Here is a 20,444-nt window from a genome sequence, read left to right on the forward strand (position 1 = left end):
CCACGTTTTCCGTAATGAATCGGCAATGTTCAGCGCTTCCGTCGTTTGCTGCCTTTCCCGGCCCGCTCCTCGGCTTGGTCGTGTCTGTACCGTTCAGCCGCGCGTTGGCCCCTTTCGGCCGACACCACCTTCTGGTGCCACTCACGCTGGTAGGCGCGACGGGCTGCGGCGTCATGTTTCCTGGCCAAGGCAGCCAGCTCACGTTGCAATTTCAGGTAGCTTGCCCACCGCCGGGGATCGAGTGCTTCTTCTGCGAGCGCCTCCTGGACCGCACATCCCGGCTCGGCCTGGTGTGCGCAGTCGGCGAAGCGGCATCGGGTGAAAAGTTCTTCCAGATCGCCGAACATTTCCTCCATGCCGTCATCGGCGTCAAACAGGCCGAACCCGCGGACTCCCGGGGTGTCCATCAGTACAGCGCCGCCGGCCAGGGGCACCAGTTCCCGCGACGTAGTGGTGTGCTTGCCTTTGCCGTCACCGGCCCGGACCTCGCCCGTCTGTTGCACCTGACGTCCCGCGAGCGCGTTGATGAGCGTTGATTTCCCCGCACCGGAGGGTCCCAAGAGGACAAGTGTGGAGCCGGACGGGATGTGCTGCATGAGTTCGTCGAGTCCGTCTCCGTGTTCCGCTGAGGTGGTCACCACCTCCACGCCCGCGGCCTGAAGGATGACCTCCCCCACGACGTCGTCGGCCAGGTCGGCCAGATCCGCTTTGGTGATGACCACCAGCGGCGTGGCACCGGAGTCCCAGGCGGCAACCAAGGTCCGCTCAAGACGGTTGTGGGTCAGCGGCCGGTCCACGGGCACCACCACGGCGACGATATCGATGTTGCTGCCCAGGATCTGCTCCTCGGAGGAGGCCTCAAAGGCGCGCTTGCGGCTGAGCGCGGAACGACGAGGCAAAACCTCGACGACGGCGGGCTCGCCCGCGTTGTTGTGCCCAAGCCATACCCAGTCTCCGGTAGCCGGCACCATCCCGTGTGAAGAATGGGAGGGGTAGGGCAGATGGAGCAGCCCGTCGGCCGAAGCCACCAGTACACGGTTCCGGTCAAGGCGGACCACCCTGCCCGGGCGGACAGTTTCCTGGGCGTGGGGCAAGGAGTTGGCGTGGAAGAGTTCAGCAGTTGCCTCGGTGAAGCCGTACTCCACGGGGCCACGGAGTTGCAGGGTGGAACTATTGGAAGGGTTGCTTGAAGAAGCGAAGGAATTCAAGGGAAGCCTCTGGTGAGGCCCGGCCGCCTAGCTCTGGCAGGCTGATGCCGGGACAGGAATGATGGGCTGATGACGGCGCGCCGCAACTGAGAGCGGGGCGCGCAAGGTCGCTGCAATCATCAAATCCACCTCCTCGGCATCAAGGCCGGCAACTGTAAAGCCGGCAACGTTGTTTAGAGTAGCCAAGGAGCGGAGCTTTGGCTAGCCCTTGGCGGTCCGTTCTTAGCTGGGTTTCCCGTCTGCCGGGCGCTCCCGGTGCAGGCGCAGCGCTGTATCAACCAATGACACCCGGTTGAGTTTGTGGACGTCTTCCAGGGGAATCCATGCAGCATGGGTGGTGCTTCCATCCACCTCGTGGGTCAGTTCTCCCGCATGCAGCCGTCCACGGGGTGTTCGGCAAGGTCCAGGCCTCCCCCTGGCAGCGTCCACCCTTCCTTGCCGTCCTGCTTCCAGTAGGCCAGCAGGATCTTCCCGTCCCGGACAATGACGGCGTATGCGGCTGGGCGGGTATCGAACTGCAGGGTCATGGAGCCAGCATAATTCCCTGGACCAGCTCCATTAAGGAAGTTCGGCCGCCGCGATGGGCCCCGCTTCGACAGGTCCCAGATCGGGCGACTCGCGAAGTTCGACGACGGTCCCCGGCTTCCCGAGTTCCAGCACCTTGATGCTGTTCTTGCCGGACTTAAGCAACGGAGCGGGCGCGTAGAGGGTCACTTGCGGCCCCTTCTCCCAGTACCTGCCCAGAAGGAAGCCGTTGAGCCAGACGAAGCCCTTCCCGGAATCCGGCAACGCGATGTAGGTGTCGGCCGGCTCGCCAATCTCGAAGTCAGCTCCGGCCAGGCCTTCGAGTTGTTCCTGCTTCCAGTCGGTCAGCGCCACTGGCGTCTGCGTCCAGTGGAACGTATAGCGCTGGTTGATGAGGACGCCGCCCAGAATGCCCTTGCCCTGGCCCGTCAGCGGCCCGTAGTTGATGCGTCCCAGGTTCTCCACCAGAATTTCAATCCTGACGGAAACTCCTGTGCCGGTAACAACCAGTCCTTCCGCAGCCGTGACATCATCCAGTACACCGGCGAAGTCGCCCTCCACCCATACATAGGCGCGGTCGTGAAGGCCGGTGATCTTCAGCCGGCTTTCGGTGGGCAGCCCTGGTTGTCCCGGCAGGATGGCTTCCGCGCTGTACAGGACCAAGCCGGCGTCGAGGCCCAGTTGTTCAAAAGTGAGTGGCTTGACGCTGCTGACGGCCACTCCTGAATTTCGAACAAGCCCCAACAATTCGGGGCCGCCGGACAGCGGCAGTGATTGGGCCGGTAACACGGGAGCGTCAGCCAGCAACTCCACGGGGACTTCGGGCAGATCTTCAATGCCCTGGGCACGGAAGAACTCTTTGCGGAAGGCGTGGAACTTGGACGTCAGTGCGCCGTTCTCCGCGATGGGTGCGTCGGAGTCGTAACTGGTGACCGTGGGCTGGAGCATGGTGCCATCGTGGTTGCTGCCGGAAGTGAGGCCGAAGTTGGTCCCGCCGTGAGCCATGTAGGCGCAGAGTGAACCGCCAAGGTCAAGCATCTTGCGTGCTTCCATGGCGGCATCATCGGCGTCACGGCGGTGGTGGAGTTCACCCCAGTGGTCGAACCAGCCGCCCCAAAACTCAACGTTGAAGAACGGCTCTCCGTGCCGTCGTCGTTGCCAGGTGGCTATGGCTTCGTCGCCCCGGCTTCCCAGCGTTGCGGTGGCCCATGTCCCTGCGATCGACCCGCCGTCGAGGAAGTAGTCGTTGCCGCCGTCGGCCGTGAAAAGCAGTTCAGTGATGCCACGCTCCTCCAGGACCCGCCGGTTCCACCGGATGTACTCGTGATCGTCGCCGTAGCTGCCGTATTCATTCTCGATCTGCACGGCCACCACCGGCCCGCCGGCCGAGGCCTGGCGCGATGCGATGATCGGCAGGAGGTGGTCAAACCATTCCTCGATCGCCGCAGTGAACACCGGATCCATGCATCGCAGGCCGATGCCGGGAATTCCGGTCAGCCACGCGGGAAAGCCGCCGTTGTCCCATTCGGCACAGATATAGGGCCCCGGCCGGACAATGACATCGAGGCCTTCTTCCGCTGCGAGGTCAATGAACCGTCCCAGGTCCCGCCAGCCGCTGAAGTCCGGTTCTTGATCCCGCTGAGGCTGGTGGAAGTTCCAGGCGACATAAGTGTCAACAGTATTGGCCCCCATTGCCTTGAGACGACGCAGGCGGTCCTGCCACAGGTCCGGGTGGACCCGGAAGTAGTGGATGGCTCCGGCGAGGATACGATACGGTTCACCCGAACGGTAAAGGACGGCGTCGTGGTAGCTCAAGAGGGCGTTGTTCACACGGAACAGATTAGCTCAATTTCCAACATTTATGCACAGGTGATGAACACATGACCAATCTTGATACTTCCCCGGCGCAAGAGGTCTGCCCGGCAGCCCACGAAGGTCAAGGGCCTTGCGTTCAGCTATGGCCCGAACGTGAGGTGCCCTTGGGTGGCGTCCGCGCCATGAACGTCTTACGGACGCTGCCCCAACGCGGGCTGCCCACCGTGGGCGCCTGGTGCTTCCTGGATAGTTTCGGCCCCGACAGGGTGGCCATGAGCGTCCTCCCCCACCCGCACAGTGGGCTGCAAACGGTCACGTGGCCCCTCGAAGGCGCCGTCCGGCACCGCGACAGCGTTGGCAGCGATGTGGTGGTCCGGCCCGGTGAGTTGAACATCATGACAGCGGGCCACGGAATCTCGCACTCCGAGTTCTCCGTCCTGCCCGCCACCACGGCGACCGGCTCGAGCCCGCTGGTGGAGGAAATCCCCATCTCCCGCGGTTTGCAGCTTTGGGTTGCGCTGCCCGAAGAGCATCGCCACCGCGCGCCGTCGTTCGAACAGGTCCGGGACCTGCCGGTTGCTGTTGGCCACGGCTTTACCGCCACCGTCATGGTGGGCGAATTTGCCGGTCAACGCTCCCCCGCCACCATGTTCAGCCCGATTGTCGGAGTTGACATCACGGGCACGGGGTCCCTGGATCTCCCCTTGCGACCGGACTTCGAGCACGCCGTGTTGGTCCTGGACGGTCACGTGGTGATTGACGGTCAGGACATTGAGGCCGGACCACTGGCCTATCTCGGTGCCGGCCGGACCAGCCTGGCTGTAGAAGCAGAGCCGGACACCCGTTTCATGCTCCTGGGCGGCGAGCCGTTCGGCGAAGACCTGCTCATGTGGTGGAACTTCGTGGGGCGGACCCACGAAGAAGTAGAACAGGCCCGCGAGGAATGGGAGGCGGAGGGATTGCTCGACGACGCTGCTGCCGCCGCCTCACGCTTCGGCTTCGTCCAAGGCCACGGGCCCGACGCAGGGCCGGAAGCAGGCCGCATACCCGCTCCCCCGCTCCCTGGAGTCAAGCTGCGCCCGAGAACCCGGGGCTAAGGTTTTGTACAGCTGATGCCCTCGTACCCGCTCTTTAGGGGCATCAGCTGTACAAACTCCCACTATCGGCGCTGCTCGGCCACCAACCGCGGCACGCCGAACACAGGGTCCTGCTGAAGTATGCGGACGTCCACAATCCCGTCCTCAGCCAGCTTGGCCTTGAACGCTTCCTGCAGCAACGGGACGTTCATGCCAAGACCGCTTCCGAGAATTACCGGACCATCCATTCCCAGCTGGCGAACGGCTTGCCGGGCCAGGTCAGCGAGGTCCTTGCCAGCCTGTTCCACCATGGCTTTGCTGATGTCGTCTCCGGCGTCGGCGGCTTCAACAACCAGCCTCGCCTGCTGTGCCCAATAGCGGCGGCCGGTGTCCGGTGAGTGGAACATGGCAATCAGCTTTCCGGGTTCATCCACTCCGCACGAGTCCAGCAGGGCACGGCTGAGCGCATCCGGCTCCAGACCTTGGTTCATTCGCCTCAGACTGTGGCGAACGGCTTCACGCCCCAGCCAATAGCCGCTTCCTTCGTCGCCCAGGAGGTAGCCCCATCCACCCGCCCGGGCCTCTTCCCCGGCGTCGTTCTTTCCCCACGCAGCTGAGCCGGTACCGGCAATGACCGCAACGCCCGCACTCGCGCCGCCGGCTGCCAACAACAGGCGGGAATCATGAACCACGGTGATGCGGGCCCCGGGCGCATGAGGAGCGATCAGGTCGGCGAGCGCCTGCGCATCTTCTGCAGTATCGATCCCGCCGGCTCCTGCGTAGACTTCGTCAATTTCGCCGCCGCCGATTTTGCCGAACAGTTCGGCGAGGTTGGCTGCTGCCTGTTCCCTGCTGACGTTCTGCACGTTGGAACTTCCGGCGCTTTCATCACGGACGGGCGCGCCATTCTGGAACCGCACGCCACGGGTCTTGGTGCCGCCGATATCGAGCCCAATGACCGTTCCACTCAAGGCCTCAGAAGGGGCAGGGGAATGCTGGGCAGAGTCAAGGTTGTTCACCGTGAAAGACTAGCTTGGAGCGTCCGGAGGAGAAACTGTCCATGCCACATCCCCTGTTCAACACACCGTTTATTGCTGCTCCCATGGCGGGCGGAACGTCAACGCCGGCGTTGGTTCGGGCCGTTCATGAGGGTGGTGGCCTGGGTTTCCTCGCTGCCGGCTACAAGAGCCCTGAGTCCATGAGCGCCGAGATCGCAGCGGCCAGGTCCCTCGGCATTCCGTTCGGCATGAACGTTTTTGTACCCGACCCACGCCAGCTCCCTCCCGGTCCGGAGGCAGTGGCACGGCTTGAGGCCTACCGGACAGAGTTGGAGCCTGAGGCCGCCCGGTACGGCGTGACCCTGCCTCCCTTGCGCCTTGATGACGACGACGCCTGGCAGGACAAGATCGACGCCCTCCTCGCGGACCCGGTAGAGTTCGTCAGCTTCGCTTTCGGCCTTCCGGGCAAACAGGTGGTGACCGCGCTGCAGAAGGCTGGAACGACCGTTATTTCCAGCGTGACCAGCGTCGCTGAGGCCTTGGCTGCCGCTGAAGAGGGTCCGGACGCCCTCGCCGTCCAGCACACTTCTGCGGGTGGGCACACGGCGGCCTTCCTGCCGGGCTCCCCGGCAGCAGCGGAAACCCCGGGAGCCGGAACCCCGGCCCGGACGACGGTGGAACTGGTCGCCCAGGTGCGTGCCGCCGTCGGACTTCCCCTGATCGCGGCAGGGGCCGTCATGGACAGCCGGGGACTACGTGAGGTGCTGGCGGCCGGGGCGTCAGCGGCCCAAATCGGGACCGCCCTGGTTCGGACCAACGAAAGCGGCGCCCGGCAGCCGCACAAGGATGCTTTGGGTGACCCTGCGTTCACGCAAACCGCCATGACCCGGGCCTTTACCGGGCGTTCGGCACGCTCGTTGGTCAACGACTTCGTCCGTGACCATCAGGACGCACCCGAGGGCTACCCTGCCATCCACCACCTCACCGCACCGGTAAGGGCGGCCTCGTCCGCGGCCGGCGATCCGCAGCGACTGAACCTCTGGGCGGGGACCGGCTGGCAGCGTGCGCGGCAAGGAACTGCCACCGACGTGGTCAGGGAGTACCTGAACGGGCTCTGACAAGTTCGGCCAGCAGTTCCCCGCCCTCGGCGACCACCAGTTCACGGAAGAGCCGCACAGCATCCGGTTCGAAGCTTCTCTCCCGCCAGGCGAGGCCGATCTGCCGGAACGCCAGGTCTGATTCGATGGCCACCTCAACCAGTCCAAGTTCGGCTTTGGGAAGGAACTGGCCTGTTCCTGACCCGGGACCCGCGGGCGGAAGGATGCTGAAGCCCAGGCCTGCCGACACCAGCCCGCGGGCCGAGGCGGATTCCTGGACTTCAAAAGCGATCCGCGGGCGGAAGCCGGCCTCACGCAGGAGTGCTTCGCCCAGTGCCCGCAGGCCAACCCCGGCTGGAAGCGTGATGTAGGGGTCATGGCGCAATTCTGAAAGGTGCACACTGGCCCGCACGGCCAGGGGGTGCCGGTAGTGCAGGACCACCCTGAGTGGCTCCCGGTAGAGGGGAAGGGACCGGATGCCTTTGCCTTCGGGCGCAATGGGTGCGGTCAGCGCAAAGTCCATCTCTCCGCTGGCCAACTGCTGCAGGCAATCATCGCGGGGACCTTGCCAGAGTTCGAAGACCGCATGGGGGTGGAGCCCGCGAAACGCGCTGATGAGCAGCGGAAGCGTCGCCTCTCCGAACGTGTGTTGGAAAGACACGCCGATGCGGCCCCTCACCACGTCCGACTCATGCCTGACCCTGTCAAGCCCTGCCTGGAAATTCTCCAGCGCTGCTTCGATGTAGGGCAGCAGTGTTCTGGCCTCCGGGGTGAGCCGGATGCCTCGGCCGTCGCGGATCAGCAGGTCCGCCCCTACGATCGCACTGGCCCTCGCCACCGCACGGCTCACCGTCGACTGTGGGACGCCAAGGATCTCCGCGGTTTCGGTCATGTGTTCCGTGCGGCCAAGTTCAGCAAGGACAGGCAGGAGCGGAAGTAACTGAATGAGCTGGTGGTGGTCCGGCTCCATGGTGGTCTCCCTTCGGCAGCAGCCCACCGTCAAGGCGCCGCTTGCAGATTCATGCTCTGATGCATCAATTGTAGGCAACCCATGCATTGGAAAGCTGAGTCAATGGCGCCCTACTCTTGCCGGGTGACCAACACCATCGCCACCGGCAGCGCAGAAACGTGGGACGGCCATGCCAAGGGTTCCCGCGGTTACAGCCGGATTCTCGCAGCACTGGCTCTTGCAGGGGTAGCCACCTTTGCCCAGCTGTACTCGACGCAGGCTGTCCTGCCCCTCATGGCCAACGACCTCAAGATCACTGCTGCCGAGGCCGCACTCAGCATTTCCCTCGCCACCGTAGGCCTCGCCATGACCGTCCTGCCGTGGTCGTTCGTGGCGGACAGGATCGGCCGCGTGCGTGCCATGGCCATCGGCATCGCCGTGGCAACACTGCTGGGGTTGCTGGTTCCTTTGGCACCCACTGTGCCCATGTTGCTGGCACTGCGCACGTTGGAGGGCATGGCTTTGGGCGGAATCCCCGCCATAGCCATCGCGTACCTTAACGAGGAAGTGACCAAGGTCCATACGGCCTTGGCGGCCGGGACGTATGTAGCAGGGACCACGTTGGGCGGCTTGGCCGGACGCCTGGTAGCCGGCCCCGTGGGCGAGCTCTGGGGCTGGCGCGCGGCGGCCCTGGCTGTCTCCTTGCTGGCCACCGTGTCCGCTGTCTTGTTCCTGGTACTCGTGCCCAAGCAGCGGCGTTTCAGTCCAGCCCCGGCACTGGGATTCCGGGGCGCGCTCAAGACGTTGAAAGGACACTCGAGCAACCCCAAACTGGTGTCGCTGTACCTGCAGGCCTTCCTGCTCATGGGCGGCTTCGTAGCGGTCTACAACTACCTGGGCTTTCGACTGCACGCCGAGCCGTTCGGGCTCCCAGCCACTGTGGTTAGCCTGATCTTCCTCGCGTATTTGTCCGGCACTGTCAGCTCTCGGTGGGCCGCAGGGCTGACTACGAGGTTTGGCAGGCGCAACGTCCTGGTGGCCGGAATTGCCATCATGTCCGCGGGGCTGGCGCTGACCTTGGTGGAGAACCTGGCAGCCACCCTCGCCGGGCTCGTGATTTTCACAGGCGGTTTCTTCGCCGCCCACAGCGTTGGTTCAGGCTGGACGGGGGCCATCGCCACCACGGGCAGGGCACAGGCGGCATCCCTGTACAACCTGTCCTACTACCTGGGGTCCAGCGTGATCGGCTGGGCCGGCGGTTTGGCCTTCCAGGCGTTTGGCTGGCCGGCTTTGGCGTTGAGCGTCATCGTCCTTTCATGCACGACGGCGGCAGTCACCTTGATGGTGCACCGCACGCCACGCCAACCCCGCTGATTTCCGGCCGCCTGCCCCTAGAATCGGAGGCATGACACAGGTCACGAAAAGCCGGGAACTGTCGTCACCGGAGCGTTTGCAGGCGTTTACGGATGCCGTGGTGGCGATTGCTTTGACGTTGTTGATCCTTCCGCTGATGGAGAGCGTGGGTGAGCTGGCAGACCACAACGGCACCACGGCCGAATGGTTGGCCGAAGAACAGTACGCTTTGCTCGGCTTCGTGCTGAGCTTTGTCCTCATTGCCGTGTTCTGGGTGCACCATCACAAGCTCTTCCGCAGCGTCAAGCACGTTGACCCGGGCCTGTTGTGGCTGACGGTGGCCTGGATGTTCACCATCGTGGTGATGCCGGTGGCCACATCGCTCTCCACCCAGATGCCCTCTGACTGGGCCCAGCCGCTGATCTACATCGGCACCCTGTTTGCCACCAGCCTCATGCTCCTCCTGGCACGCGCCTACCTGCGGTCCCACCCCGACCTCCACACCATGGATGATGCGGAATCGGTGTCAGGAATTCGAGCAAGTGGCATCGTTTCCGGGCTCTTCCTGGCGGCCTTGCTTCTGGCCGTTGCCATTCCGGGTGCAGGCAACTGGCCCCTGCTCCTGATGCTGCTCAGTGAGCCACTCCAACGACTGGATCGGCGACTGGTCCGCCGTGTACGGGCAAAACGATAGTCACCTGAAGAATTCACGGATTAGGATGGATGGAAGGCAATTTCAGGAGGATCCGTGAGCAACCCCACGAAGAATGTTCGGTCAGGCGCGGGCAGCGCTGAGCCGCTGGACGCGATCGATGAACGAATCCTCGCAGCGTTGGTGGATGATGCCAGGATCTCCAACAAGCAATTGGCGGAGCTTGTGGGGATCGCCCCCTCCACGGCCCTCATGCGGACCAGGGCACTTTCCGAACGCGGAATCATCGAAGGCTTTGAGGCAGTGTTGAGCCTGCCGGCCATCGGCCGCTCCGTCCAGGCCCTCATCGCCGTCCGTCTCCGCGCCCACGACCGCGATCAGATCGACCGTTTTACGGCACGCGTTCCGAAGCTTCCGGCCGTGATCTCCACGTTCCACACCACCGGTTCAGTTGACTACTTGCTGCACATCGCCGTCGCCAATACCGACGACCTCCGCAATTGGCTCCTGGACAACCTCGCCACGGATCCGGTGGTAGGCCACACGGAAACCACCATGGTCTTCCAGCACATACCGGGCAACCGCGGGCCGCTGCCGGAATAAAACGAAGGAGCGGCTCAGGTCAGGAACGCACTGCGCTCCGCAGTGAGATGGCCGCGAGCGTCAGCGCCGCAACGCCGCACAGGGCCGTGAAACCCACGACGGCGGCCTGCAGCCCGAGTGCCGAGACAGCCAGTCCCAGCCCGATCACCGGTACGGCGCTTCCCAGGTACGTGATGACGTAGACGGTACTGATGACCTGGGCGTGGCGGGAAGCCTCAACCTTTCCGGCAACTTCATTGAAGACCTGCCGGAACGCTATGCCTTGACCCATGCCTGCCGTGATGCTCGCGGCCACCAGCAACCACGGGCTTGACCATGCGGCCGCAGCGCCCACCAAAACAACCGAGACGCCCAGGACCGCCAAGGCCACGGGGACGACAAAGCGGCCACGGGTACCCAAAAGCTGGCTCAGTGCCGAGGCGCCCAAGGTGACTCCTGCCAGCAAGCCGATCAGCGGCCGCGAGTCTGCGTGGACCACACTGGCGAAGTACCCTGGGGCCAGTGACAGGCAGAAGCCGAAGACTGCGAAGCTCAGGAACCCGGTGGCCGCGGCCATCCAGAATGCTCCGCGGGCGTCCCGGGAGATGGACGGCTTCCTGGGAGCAAGGACCTTCAACGGCTTCGGGCCTTCTGCCGGGGCAATCGCCGGCCTGGCTTTCAAAAGCCACAAGGGAACCAGCGCGGCGAGCAACACCGCCGAGTGGAGGTAGTACGGGGTCCGCGTGGGGTCAGGCAACAGCGACAAGAGCCCACCAATTGCGGGACCCGCTGCAACACCACCTGCCGAGGAGAGCAAAGTGAATCGGGAGGCCCACTCGGGGCGCTGGGGCAACAGTTCACGCAAAGCCGCTGAACTTGCTCCAGTCGCCAGCCCCACTGCCACCCCCTGGAGTGCCCTCCCCAAGGACAAGGCAACCAGCGTGTCCGCGTTCGCGAAGATCACACCACCCACCAAACCGACCAGGACAGCCAACACCAGCGCCGCCCGACGCCCAATGTGGTCCGACCAGTGGCCTGCCACCATGAGGACACCCACCAGTGCAAGGACATAGCTGGAGAAAGCCACTGTCACGTCCACCGATGTCATACCGAGTTTGGCCTGCAGCAAGGGATACAACGGAGTGGCCAGGTTGGCACCCACCAGCAGCGTAAAGATGACGACGCCGGTCAAGACCAGCCTGGCGGTGGTGGAGGCATCCCATCCCCAGCGGTCGGCGGTAACCGGACGCATGCGGAGTTCGCTCAAGACAGTCATATCCATGCCTTCGGGCTCGGTGGCCGGCCTGGTTGGTTCCTTGTGGGAAGCGCAGTCCGGCTAAGTATTGGTGGCAACAGAATGCAGCAGAGTTGATCTGAACATGCTGCAATAGTTTGAGAATTGAGCAAAAGACTCAAACTCGAACGAGCCAAGTGAGCTGGAGTGACCATTTGAACACCCTCGACCCCATGGACCTGAAGATCCTCCTGGAACTCATCAAAGATCCCCGCATCCAGATCGCCGAGTTGAGCGACACCTTGGGCATTGCGCGCAACACTGCCCAGAGCCGGGTCAAGCGCCTTCTGCGGTCCGGGGTGCTGCACGCCGCCGGACGGGAGGTAGATCTCGAAAAGGTGGGGTACGACGTCGTCGCTTTCGTGACGATTGAAGTCACCCACCGCGAACTCGACGGCGTCATAGGCGCGCTGCGCCTGATCCCCCAAGTCCTGGAGGTCCACGAAATCTCTGGCCGCGGCGATCTGTGGTGCCGGGTAGTGGCAACCGACACCCACAACCTGCAGTCGGCGCTGCGATCTGTCCTGCGCACCAAAGGCGTGATCCGGACGGAAACTGTGCTGGCCCTGCATACGCACATCCCGTACCGGACTGAACCACTCATCGAAAGGATGTCTGCAACACCAACACGGCCAAGGCAGGAGAGCCAGAGCCCCGGGTCACAGGCCCGAACAGACTAGGATTTCAGGAATGGATTGGCTCTCACACATCTCCCAGATCAACTGGTTCGCTGTACTTCTGGCCTTCGTTTCAAGCATGGTCATCGGTTTCGTCTGGTACATGCCCGCCGTCTTTGGACGCCGGTGGATGCAAGCGATCAACAAGACCGAAGACGACCTCAAAAACATTGAGGGCGGCGCCGGTATCTGGGTTCCCATGATGGTGGCAGCAGCCCTGACCAGCATCCTCCTCGCTGGCCTCATCAGCGCGCTGGAACTCAACACTTTCTGGGCCGGCGGATTCTTCGCTTTGATCCTGGCCTTGGTGATCCGTGCCGGCGGCCACGTCATCCACAATGGCTTCGCGGGCCGACCCACCGCTGTAACTGTTATTGATTCGGGCCACGACCTCGTTGCCATGACCATTGCGGGCGCCATCATCGGAGCAATACAGTAGCGTTCTCCCAGTGACCATCATTGACAACGCCGTATACGTAGACGGTGTCCGCACAGCCACACCGCACAGCCTTGAGCAAACGTTTGAGACCCTGGCCGAACACGGCGGCATGGCCTGGATCGGCCTGTACCGGCCGACGAAGGACGAGATGGCCGCCGTCGCCCAGGAATTCGGTCTCCACGAACTCGCCGTGGAGGACGCCGTTTCGGCACATCAGCGGCCCAAGCTTGAGCGGTACGACCACAACCTGTTCACTGTCCTCCGCCCCGCCAGATACCTTGATGAAACCGAGACGGTGGAGTTCGGCGAACTGCACATCTTCACCGGACCGAACTTTGTGGTGACCATCCGGCACGCTGAAACCGGTGGGGTGGCCCGGGTCCGCCACCGGCTGGAGACACGTCCGGACCTCCTCTGCCACGGACCTGAAGCGGTGCTCTACGCGCTCCTGGACCAGGTGGTGGATGACTACGCGCCGGTAGTGGCGGGTCTTGAGAACGACATCGACGAAATCGAAGACCAACTCTTCAGCGGCGACAGCGCCGTGTCGCGCCGCATCTACGAGCTTGCCCGTGAAGTGATCCAGTTCCAGCGGGCCATCCAGCCCCTCCCGAACATGATGGCGCTGTTGGAAAAGGGTTTCGAAAAATATGGCGTGGACATTGAGTTGCAGCGCTCCCTCCGCGACGTCGAGGACCACGTTCAGCGCGTCATCTCCAGGGTGAACTCCTTCAGGGACCTCCTGCAGAACGCGCTCACCCTGGATGGCACTCTGACTGCAAACCGCCAGAACGAGGCCAGCGCCGCGCAGAACGAGCAAGTCAAGAAGATCTCCTCCTGGGCTGCCATCCTCTTTGCACCCTCATTCGTGGCAGGCGTGTACGGGATGAACTTCGACCATATGCCTGAGCTGCATTGGGACTTCGGTTATCCCCTGGCGGTGGGGCTGATGTTCGGTGCAGCCCTGCTCATGTACCTCATTTTCAAGCGCAAAGGCTGGCTGTGACGCCTCTCCCGAGGCCTGTTCCCCGCTCTGCGCGGGACGCTGTCCGCGGTTTGCTGGCGGGTATGGAGCACGACGCCGGACGGGCGGGTTTTGCTCTTGAGCCCAGTCAGCGGCAAGCAGCCGAGAGGTTGGCGGCCTTCGGCGCCCAACTGACGGGCCGTCGTCGTGCACTTTCCCGCAAGACGCCGCGCAGCCTCTACTTCCACGGGCCGGTGGGCCGCGGCAAGACGTGGCTGATGGACAGCTTCTACGCGCGGCTTGACGCGCGGAAACGTCGTGTCCACTTCCACGACTTCTTCCGCAGGCTCCATGCGGGAACCCACGGCGTCGAGGCCGGCAGCGGAACTGCCATCCAGCAGTCTGTGGATGCGTTGCTGGATGGCATCGAGGTGCTGTTTTTCGACGAGTTCCATGTCCATGATGTTGGCGATGGCATGTTCATTGCCCGGTTGTTGCGATCTGCTGCGCAGCGCCGCATCCCCCTGGTAGTGACATCGAACTACGCCCCGGACGACCTCCTGCCCAATCCCCTCTGGCACGAGCATTTCCTGCCCACCATCGAGGCGATCAAAGAGATGATGGACATCGTGGAGATCGAGGGCACTACGGATTTCCGCCGTTTTCCGGCCGCTGGAACTGCTCCTGCCGAGGGGTTCGCTGCGTTCCGCTCAGGTCGAATCGTCTCCCCCGGCACGCCCGCACAGCTGGGGCGCCTCGGCCTCTTCCGGCCGGCACCATCCCAGGGCCGCGTTTTGCAGCCGACAACCCAGCCGATGGTGGTCAGGAATTCCGACCCCGAGGTGCTCTGGGTCGGTTTCGAGGAGCTCTGCGGCGGGCTCACCTCAACAGCGGACTTCCTGGTGTTGGCGGAGACCTATGGAACGTGGGTGATCGACGACGTTCCCTCTCCTGCAGTAAGGGACTCGGCATCCGCGCCCTCATGGCAGCGGTTCAGCAATGTGGTGGACGTCCTGCACGACCAGGACATCACGCTGTTCCTGATCGGCGAGGGCCCATTGGAATGGGACATCGACGCATCCGGCAGCGTTTCACCGGTTCCACCGGTTTTGCCCGTGGACTTGGCGCGGATAGCGAGTCGTTTGTCCCTCTTGGGGCGGGTGGAGCACCACGATGGCGTGGACAGTGCTCTGCACAGTAAAGAGGCCGCCGGAAGCTAAGCTTCCGACGGCCACAGGAATGATGTGGATCCGGCCCTAGATGACGCCGCCAGCTGCGGACGGTGCGCTGGCATCGTTTCCGCCGTCGCCGACCGTTTCGCGGGCGACGTAGTTCTCGATGTCGAAGAGGTTCTCGGCCCGTTCCGTGATGTTGAGCAGCGTGGTCATGGAAGCAACTTCCTCAACCTGCTCCTTCAGGAACCACAGCATGAACTGCTCGCCCAAGGCATCTCCCTCGGCGCGGGCAACACGGAACATCTCTTCGATGTTGCGGGTGACTTCCTTTTCCTGCTCCAGGGCCAACGCGATGGGTTCCTTGGCGTTGGAAAAGTTGTTGCGAACAGGGGCGATGCCCGGGATCTCCACGTGCACATTGCGGTCCAGCATGTACTGGACCATCATCATGGCGTGGTTGCGCTCCTCGAGGGATTGGCGGTAGAAGTGCCGGGCGAGCTGCGGCAAGTCTTCGCCATCAAAGTACACAGCTACTGCGATGTATTGCTGGGAGGCCGCAAACTCATTCGCAACCTGGGCGGACAACAGCTCATTGAAAGTCTTCTTAGCCATGGCTCGATCCTACAGGCGGAGAATGCCAGTTCCGGTGGTGAGATTCGCCACTGCTCAGGGCAGCAGGAGACTGATCCACACACCCGCAGCAGCCGCCATGACGCTCACGGCCATGGTCCCCAACCCATTGATGACTGCCAATGCTGTACGCCCGCTTTGAACGAGCCGGATGGTCTCAAGGCTTGCGGTGCTGAAGGTGGTGTAGCCGCCCAGGAATCCGGTACCGAGGATGAGCATCAAGGACTCCGGTGCCTGGCCGCGCATGATCAGGCCTGCCAGGAAACCCAGTAACAGTGAGCCGGAGACGTTGATGGTGACGGTCCCCCATGGGAAGGCAGTCCTGAGCCGCGCCCGGACGAACCCGTCCACCACAAACCGCACTGCCGCACCCACCCCACCGGCCAGAGCAAGAAGGATGACTGTCACGAGCGTCGTCCGGTTGCGCGCCGGTGATGCCAGGCACCCAGCCAGATTCCCGCGGTGGTAGCGGCGGCCCCACCCAGTAAGCTCGCAGCGAGGTACCCCGCAGCGGCTGTGGCCGCTCCAGCGGTAAACAGATGCACCGCGTCCAAGGCCAGTGTGCTGTAGGTGGTGTAGGCGCCCAGGAACCCCGTGCCCAAGGCGAGCCGCAGGACCCGGCGATTGCCGACGTCGGGCCCCCCGCGTGAAAGTCCCTCCAACAGCGCGCCCAACGCCAAGGCACCCGAAAGGTTGATGACCAGGGTGGGAAGCGGCCACGCTCCGGGCGCAGGGATGACCAGCCCCAGACCGTACCGTGCGAGTGCCCCGAACACCCCGCCGGCTGCCACGATCGCAATGAAACCCCAATGGAGGTGAACGGGGTTTTTGGCCTCAGTCGTCGTCATCGTCAATGGGGACCCTGGGATTGACGGGAACAACGAGCACCGGCCGGACCTGGCGGTGGAACAGGTGGCGCGCCACCGAGCCTGCCGTCAGTTCCTTCAAGGCGGCAGCCAGTTTGTGCTCCCGGGTACCCACCACGATCATGGACGCTCCAATGTCCTCAGCCTCACGGGCCAAAGCGCGGGCGGGTTCCCCGGCCAGATGGACCAGAGACCATTCAACGCCGTTGCCGTCCAAGTGGTCATGAAGGGTTTGCGCCAGCGATTCGGGGATCGTGTGAAGATCCGCATCAATGCCGTCCGGATCGATCGGCGCTGCCGGCCCTGCCGTGCTGCCGTCCACCGGATACACCGTGACGTCTGCGTAGGCGCACACCAGAGGCAGCCCGGCACTGGCCGCCACAGTCGCTGCTTGTTCGAGGACTACTGGGTGCTGCCCCGGCATGACGCCAACCAGAATGGGGCCGGCCGCACTGGTGGAGGCCTCGGAACGCGGAGCGGGAGTCTCTGTCACAAGGAAAGTCTACGGCGGTAGCCGGAGCCGGCGGTTGTTCTCAGGACTGACGCCGCCCCGACCACAGGCCATAGAGCAACGGGACCGCTGAGCCGATCATCAGTACATTGCCAAGTCCGGGATCATCCGTCCGCAAAACGGCTCCGGCGATCAGCAGTGCGGCGAAAATCAGCGCCGCCACTGCCCGTCGCGCTGTGAGGATGAGACTCGCCATCTGCCGCTCCAGGCGCCGGTTGCCCACTTGGAGGGATCCTTCTTCCAGTTTCGAGACCAGCCCGTCCAGCCTCTTGGGCAGGCGAAGGGCGATGGCGGCGGCTTCGACAGTCTGGGACGCGACATCGTTGATCAGGTTGTCGCGCTCGTCACGCAGAAGTTGCGCCGCATATGGTTCCACCGAGTCCCACAGGTTGAAGCGGGCATCCAGAGAACTGCACACACCCGACGTCAGGGACATGGCCCTGATAATGAGCAGGAAATTCTCGGGCAGTTGGAAGGGCAGAGAGCGGATCACGCTGCCGAATTCAGTGCCGAATTCACGGAACTCCCGTGGGTCGACATCGCGAAGCTCGGCGAAGCCCATGCCACCGAAACGCGCAAAGAGCTGCGTCATTGCCCGCTCAAGCTCCGCGGTATCGGCCGACTGCATCAGCACCCCTACATCGCTGATTGCGGTCACCAGTCCCTTGCCGTCACGAGAGGCAGCGGCAATCAGGAGCTTCCGGAGGCCGCTGCGCGTCTTCACCGGAACCTCGCCCATCATGCCGAAGTCAATGAACGTCAGTTTCCACGGATGTTCACTGGAGGGATCATTGACCGGTGTAACGAAGATATTGCCGGGGTGGGGATCGGCGTGGAAGAAACCGTTGGTGAACAACTGGTCAAACATCACCGAGGCGAAGACCGGTGCCACCTCGGCCGGGTCTATGCCGGCCAGGCGAAGCGAATCCGCGTCCGTAATCTTGATGGCCGTGACATCTTCGAGGGTGAGCACACGGCGGGTGGTCCGCTCCCAAACCACCGCTGGAACGGTCACCCGGGCGTCAGCGGCGAAGTCAGCAGCAAACCGCTCTGAATTGGCCGCTTCATTCAAGTAGTCGATTTCCTCGAGGCTGGTCTGCGCGAATTCCTTGATCAGCGCAGGGACGTCCGCACGATTCGAAACCAGGCGGATGCGGCTGAGCCAGCCTCCCACTTTCCGCAAGGCAGCGAGGTCGACGTCTACTATTTCGGCGATGCCGGGCCGCTGCACCTTGAACACCACGCTGCTGAGCCCTGTGTCCTCGGCGTTACCGGAGAGGAGTTTTGCCCGATGCGCTTGTCCCAGTGAAGCCGCCGCGATGGGAGTCTCCTCGACCGAAGCAAACACTGCCTCCAAGGGAGCACCAAGTTCGGCCTCGGCAAGCGCCCGGATGGCGGGAAAAGGGACAGGCGGAACTTCGTCCTGCAACCCCTCCAGCTCCGAGGTAATTTCCGGCGGGAGCACATCAAGCCTGGACGACATGAACTGGCCCACCTTGATCATGAGCCCGCCGAGCTCCACCGCGAGGCCATGAAACCGCCGGGCGAAGCGCCGCATTCTGTTGGCGCGGTTCCGTTCTGTCAGCCTGCGCAGGCCCACTCTGGGCAGGAACAGCTCAAACCACCAGGTCACCGCCAAGTGCCATGCGGCGAATCGCAGGATTCGACGATAACGGGCACGGGGGTCCCCGGCTCCCCTCAGGGAATCAGCCCGCTCACGTCGAATCGACGTCACCCCTTCAGTCCTGGGCGAGGATCGAGTAGAGGCGACGGCGGGCCTCCTCAAGCACTGTCACAGCCTCCTGCACTTGCTTGGGTGTTCCGGTGCGGCCGACCTGCGCCGCAGCCTGAGCCAGGTCCACACCTGCCTTGGGCAGTGCAGCGAACCCCGGGCTCGACGACGTTCCCAGGGAGTCCCATGGCGCGGACGTTTCAGAACCAGCCACATCCTCACGGCCTGCTTCGGTCAGGGAGTAGATCTTGCGCCCGTTGGATTCTTCCGCGCTGACGAAACCTTCGTCTGCCAACAGCTGCAGGGTGGGATAGACGGAGCCGGCGCTCGGCTTCCAGCTTCCTCCGCTGCGCTGTTCGATTTCATGGATGATCTGGTAGCCGTGCATGGGACGCTCGGCCAGCAGGGCAAGAATCGCCGATCGCAGCTCACCGCGGCCCGCTCGGGTTCCGGAACGTTTTTCGAACCGGGAACGGAACTCCTCAACGGCTTGCCACATGCCGTCCAGGTTGTTGCCCATGAATCCGTTTGCAGGGAATGAATTGTGCATCAAGCTCACCTCAATCAATCGCGAACGATACTAAACGATAGTTAACGATATACCCCCACGCGGTTCCGGAACAACGACGGGCTCGAGGCGGGGCTGCTCCGGAAGAAGACGGAAAGGAGATGAGGTGTTTGCTCATCGAGACAGTTCCTTCGTCGCGGGACGGGCGATGATCACCATCCTCGCCGATGCCACGGCGCCGCGGAAAGGACCTTTAGCGCAGGGCCGGACAGCACTTCTGGGTGATGCCGTCCGGCCCCAGCCGCGGAACCTTGGGGCAGCTCCGGCGAACGAGGGGGATCATTGGCCGTTGCGTGGGATCCGCTGGGTTCAGTAAAGATGATCCCTGGTTCAGGCACACGAGTAGTTGGTACTCGTCTTTTGCTTGTGCTTGAAGGATCCACTACTTGCCGGGCCCGATAGCCAGGGGCCAAATGTGGAGCTAAGGAGATTCGAACTCCTGACCTCTTCGATGCGAACGAAGCGCTCTACCAACTGAGCTATAGCCCCTGGACCAATCCGTAACCGTCCGGCCAGTGTCCCTAGGCTACAAACTTTCCCGGCGCTTTTCCAACCACGACACGAACGTCTCCACGCCATGCTTTTGCCCCGGGATCAGGTTGTTGCCGGATCGCAGGAAGGCACCCATCGCGCCGGGCAACGGCACCTCCACTATCTTGCCCCGCGCGCCGCTAACGGCCTGCCACGACTCCGCCATCTGCCGCATGGTGAGCACTTCCGGACCGCCCACCGTGCGCAGGCGATGACGTTCAGGGCCGGTGCTTTCCAGGGCAGCCTCCAGCAGTGCCCCTGCAACGTCAACCGGCGAAATGGTCTGGAATTTTGCGCGCTTGAAGACGGGAATGAGGCGCACCTTGGCCCCGGCAGCGAAGATCATTGCTACCAGGCCGTGAAACTGTGTTGCGCGAACCACCACGGTCTCCAGAGGAGAAGCAGAGTACTTCCGCTCTTTCCCGGCCTTCGAGACGTAATACGAGTACGTGCTCAGATCGCAGTTGATGATGGACAATGCCACCGCCCTGCCCACCCCCGCACTGTGAGCAGAGGCAAGAAGCCGGGCACCGCCGTCGGCGAATTTTCGTTGGGCTTTGCCGAACTGACCTTCAAGGCAGTCAATCACGACGTCGGCGCCCTCCAGTGAGGCCGCCAGCCCTTCTCCCGTGGTGACGTCGCCCGCTACGTAGGTGGCGCCGTCGTGGTGCTTCTCCGAGCCGGGAGGCGGCGCGTGGCGTGACAAAGAGGTCACCGTATGACCCGCATCCAGAGCAAGCCGGACAACCTCGCGACCTACCTGGCCGGTACCGCCCGCGACGCAGATACTGGCCATGCGTGT

General features: G+C 63.4%; 22 protein-coding genes and 1 tRNA gene. 9 read left to right on the top strand and 14 right to left on the bottom strand.

Annotated features, from left to right (window positions below):
- Window positions 1–29: 29 nt before the first annotated feature.
- The 3 genes from rsgA to RQH14_RS08440 all read right to left on the bottom strand — a co-directional run bounded on the left by rsgA (window position 30) and on the right by RQH14_RS08440 (window position 3,563).
- On the bottom strand, window positions 30–1,208 hold the full coding sequence (rsgA, locus tag RQH14_RS08430) for a ribosome small subunit-dependent GTPase A (RefSeq protein ID WP_311212842.1): 1,179 nt from the start codon (window positions 1,206–1,208) through the stop codon (window positions 30–32).
- A gap of 359 nt (window positions 1,209–1,567) precedes the next feature.
- Window positions 1,568–1,735 (bottom strand): NUDIX domain-containing protein, encoded by a 168-nt coding sequence (locus tag RQH14_RS23150; RefSeq protein WP_396136297.1) that lies wholly within the window; start codon window positions 1,733–1,735, stop codon window positions 1,568–1,570.
- A 31-nt stretch (window positions 1,736–1,766) separates the two neighbouring features.
- Entirely contained in the window at window positions 1,767–3,563 is a 1,797-nt protein-coding gene (locus RQH14_RS08440) for a beta-galactosidase (protein ID WP_311212843.1), read from the bottom strand.
- A 50-nt stretch (window positions 3,564–3,613) separates the two neighbouring features.
- On the opposite strand from RQH14_RS08440, the gene RQH14_RS08445 reads away from it, so the two are divergent.
- Complete coding sequence (locus RQH14_RS08445; protein ID WP_311212844.1) at window positions 3,614–4,645, top strand: pirin family protein; 1,032 nt, start codon at window positions 3,614–3,616, stop codon at window positions 4,643–4,645.
- Between the two features lie 62 nt (window positions 4,646–4,707).
- Here RQH14_RS08445 and RQH14_RS08450 read toward each other — a convergent pair whose 3' ends face one another.
- Entirely contained in the window at window positions 4,708–5,643 is a 936-nt protein-coding gene (locus tag RQH14_RS08450) for a BadF/BadG/BcrA/BcrD ATPase family protein (protein WP_311212845.1), read from the bottom strand.
- Between the two features lie 41 nt (window positions 5,644–5,684).
- On the opposite strand from RQH14_RS08450, the gene RQH14_RS08455 reads away from it, so the two are divergent.
- Window positions 5,685–6,740 (top strand): nitronate monooxygenase, encoded by a 1,056-nt coding sequence (locus RQH14_RS08455; RefSeq protein ID WP_311212846.1) that lies wholly within the window; start codon window positions 5,685–5,687, stop codon window positions 6,738–6,740.
- Here the strand turns inward: RQH14_RS08455 and RQH14_RS08460 are convergent.
- Entirely contained in the window at window positions 6,715–7,689 is a 975-nt protein-coding gene (locus RQH14_RS08460) for a LysR substrate-binding domain-containing protein (RefSeq protein WP_311212847.1), read from the bottom strand. The two genes, RQH14_RS08455 and RQH14_RS08460, sit on opposite strands and share 26 nt — an antisense overlap.
- Window positions 7,690–7,791: 102 nt before the next feature.
- Between RQH14_RS08460 and RQH14_RS08465 the strand changes: the two genes are divergently transcribed.
- Genes RQH14_RS08465 through RQH14_RS08475 form a run of 3 tightly spaced genes read left to right on the top strand, consistent with a single transcriptional unit; the run spans window position 7,792 to window position 10,276 of the window.
- Window positions 7,792–9,042: an MFS transporter gene (locus RQH14_RS08465; protein ID WP_396136298.1), complete on the top strand. Its 1,251-nt coding sequence runs from the start codon at window positions 7,792–7,794 to the stop codon at window positions 9,040–9,042.
- Window positions 9,043–9,073: 31 nt separating this feature from the next.
- Complete coding sequence (locus tag RQH14_RS08470) at window positions 9,074–9,715, top strand: TMEM175 family protein (protein ID WP_311212849.1); 642 nt, start codon at window positions 9,074–9,076, stop codon at window positions 9,713–9,715.
- A gap of 54 nt (window positions 9,716–9,769) precedes the next feature.
- Window positions 9,770–10,276: an Lrp/AsnC family transcriptional regulator gene (locus RQH14_RS08475; RefSeq protein ID WP_311212850.1), complete on the top strand. Its 507-nt coding sequence runs from the start codon at window positions 9,770–9,772 to the stop codon at window positions 10,274–10,276.
- Between the two features lie 19 nt (window positions 10,277–10,295).
- Here RQH14_RS08475 and RQH14_RS08480 read toward each other — a convergent pair whose 3' ends face one another.
- Entirely contained in the window at window positions 10,296–11,531 is a 1,236-nt protein-coding gene (locus RQH14_RS08480) for an MFS transporter (RefSeq protein WP_311212851.1), read from the bottom strand.
- Between the two features lie 173 nt (window positions 11,532–11,704).
- On the opposite strand from RQH14_RS08480, the gene RQH14_RS08485 reads away from it, so the two are divergent.
- Genes RQH14_RS08485 through zapE form a run of 4 tightly spaced genes read left to right on the top strand, consistent with a single transcriptional unit; the run spans window position 11,705 to window position 14,849 of the window.
- The gene (locus RQH14_RS08485) at window positions 11,705–12,229 is read left to right on the top strand and encodes an Lrp/AsnC family transcriptional regulator (protein ID WP_311212852.1); all 525 of its coding nucleotides are present in this window, start codon (window positions 11,705–11,707) and stop codon (window positions 12,227–12,229) included.
- 10 nt (window positions 12,230–12,239) lie between these two features.
- On the top strand, window positions 12,240–12,665 hold the full coding sequence (locus tag RQH14_RS08490) for a DUF1761 domain-containing protein (protein WP_311212853.1): 426 nt from the start codon (window positions 12,240–12,242) through the stop codon (window positions 12,663–12,665).
- Between the two features lie 10 nt (window positions 12,666–12,675).
- Window positions 12,676–13,671 carry a magnesium/cobalt transporter CorA gene (corA, locus tag RQH14_RS08495; RefSeq protein ID WP_311212854.1) on the top strand — a complete coding sequence of 332 codons (996 nt, stop codon included), beginning with the start codon at window positions 12,676–12,678 and terminating at the stop codon, window positions 13,669–13,671.
- Entirely contained in the window at window positions 13,668–14,849 is a 1,182-nt protein-coding gene (zapE, locus tag RQH14_RS08500; protein ID WP_311212855.1) for a cell division protein ZapE, read from the top strand. Before corA ends, zapE begins: the two co-directional genes overlap by 4 nt.
- A gap of 36 nt (window positions 14,850–14,885) precedes the next feature.
- Here the strand turns inward: zapE and RQH14_RS08505 are convergent, their stop codons facing one another.
- From RQH14_RS08505 to RQH14_RS08540, 8 genes are all read right to left on the bottom strand, one after another.
- Entirely contained in the window at window positions 14,886–15,416 is a 531-nt protein-coding gene (locus tag RQH14_RS08505; protein ID WP_311212856.1) for a ferritin, read from the bottom strand.
- A 54-nt stretch (window positions 15,417–15,470) separates the two neighbouring features.
- On the bottom strand, window positions 15,471–15,842 hold the full coding sequence (gene crcB, locus RQH14_RS08510; RefSeq protein WP_311212857.1) for a fluoride efflux transporter CrcB: 372 nt from the start codon (window positions 15,840–15,842) through the stop codon (window positions 15,471–15,473).
- Window positions 15,839–16,282, bottom strand: a complete 444-nt coding sequence (locus RQH14_RS08515) for a CrcB family protein (protein ID WP_311212858.1) — start codon at window positions 16,280–16,282, stop codon at window positions 15,839–15,841. The genes crcB and RQH14_RS08515 overlap by 4 nt, the downstream gene beginning before the upstream one ends.
- Window positions 16,269–16,793, bottom strand: coding sequence for a universal stress protein (locus tag RQH14_RS08520; protein ID WP_311212859.1), 525 nt, complete (start codon window positions 16,791–16,793; stop codon window positions 16,269–16,271). The genes RQH14_RS08515 and RQH14_RS08520 overlap by 14 nt, the downstream gene beginning before the upstream one ends.
- Before the next feature lie 40 nt (window positions 16,794–16,833).
- On the bottom strand, window positions 16,834–18,546 hold the full coding sequence (locus RQH14_RS08525; protein WP_311212860.1) for an AarF/UbiB family protein: 1,713 nt from the start codon (window positions 18,544–18,546) through the stop codon (window positions 16,834–16,836).
- Window positions 18,547–18,550: 4 nt separating this feature from the next.
- Window positions 18,551–19,093, bottom strand: coding sequence for a PadR family transcriptional regulator (locus tag RQH14_RS08530; protein WP_311212861.1), 543 nt, complete (start codon window positions 19,091–19,093; stop codon window positions 18,551–18,553).
- A 434-nt stretch (window positions 19,094–19,527) separates the two neighbouring features.
- Window positions 19,528–19,600: transfer RNA gene (locus tag RQH14_RS08535), tRNA-Ala, on the bottom strand.
- 37 nt (window positions 19,601–19,637) lie between these two features.
- The gene (locus RQH14_RS08540) at window positions 19,638–20,438 is read right to left on the bottom strand and encodes an NAD(P)H-binding protein (RefSeq protein ID WP_311212862.1); all 801 of its coding nucleotides are present in this window, start codon (window positions 20,436–20,438) and stop codon (window positions 19,638–19,640) included.
- Window positions 20,439–20,444 lie beyond the last annotated feature (6 nt).

It is taken from the genome of Arthrobacter sp. WCS2018Hpa-7 (assembly GCF_031843805.1).
Classification (GTDB): domain Bacteria; phylum Actinomycetota; class Actinomycetes; order Actinomycetales; family Micrococcaceae; genus Arthrobacter.

Bases quoted from the DNA above. Each gene is read 5' to 3' on its own strand.
- RQH14_RS08465 (WP_396136298.1), top strand. From the start codon at position 7,792: ATGGCGCCCTACTCTTGCCGGGTGACCAACACCATCGCCACCGGCAGC.
- RQH14_RS08515 (WP_311212858.1), bottom strand. From the start codon at position 16,282: ATGACGACGACTGAGGCCAAAAACCCCGTTCACCTCCATTGGGGTTTC.
- RQH14_RS08470 (WP_311212849.1), top strand. From the start codon at position 9,074: ATGACACAGGTCACGAAAAGCCGGGAACTGTCGTCACCGGAGCGTTTG.
- RQH14_RS23150 (WP_396136297.1), bottom strand. From the start codon at position 1,735: ATGACCCTGCAGTTCGATACCCGCCCAGCCGCATACGCCGTCATTGTC.
- RQH14_RS08455 (WP_311212846.1), top strand. From the start codon at position 5,685: ATGCCACATCCCCTGTTCAACACACCGTTTATTGCTGCTCCCATGGCG.
- RQH14_RS08460 (WP_311212847.1), bottom strand. From the start codon at position 7,689: ATGGAGCCGGACCACCACCAGCTCATTCAGTTACTTCCGCTCCTGCCT.
- RQH14_RS08505 (WP_311212856.1), bottom strand. From the start codon at position 15,416: ATGGCTAAGAAGACTTTCAATGAGCTGTTGTCCGCCCAGGTTGCGAAT.
- RQH14_RS08490 (WP_311212853.1), top strand. From the start codon at position 12,240: ATGGATTGGCTCTCACACATCTCCCAGATCAACTGGTTCGCTGTACTT.
- RQH14_RS08540 (WP_311212862.1), bottom strand. From the start codon at position 20,438: ATGGCCAGTATCTGCGTCGCGGGCGGTACCGGCCAGGTAGGTCGCGAG.
- RQH14_RS08530 (WP_311212861.1), bottom strand. From the start codon at position 19,093: ATGCACAATTCATTCCCTGCAAACGGATTCATGGGCAACAACCTGGAC.
- RQH14_RS08480 (WP_311212851.1), bottom strand. From the start codon at position 11,531: ATGACTGTCTTGAGCGAACTCCGCATGCGTCCGGTTACCGCCGACCGC.
- RQH14_RS08445 (WP_311212844.1), top strand. From the start codon at position 3,614: ATGACCAATCTTGATACTTCCCCGGCGCAAGAGGTCTGCCCGGCAGCC.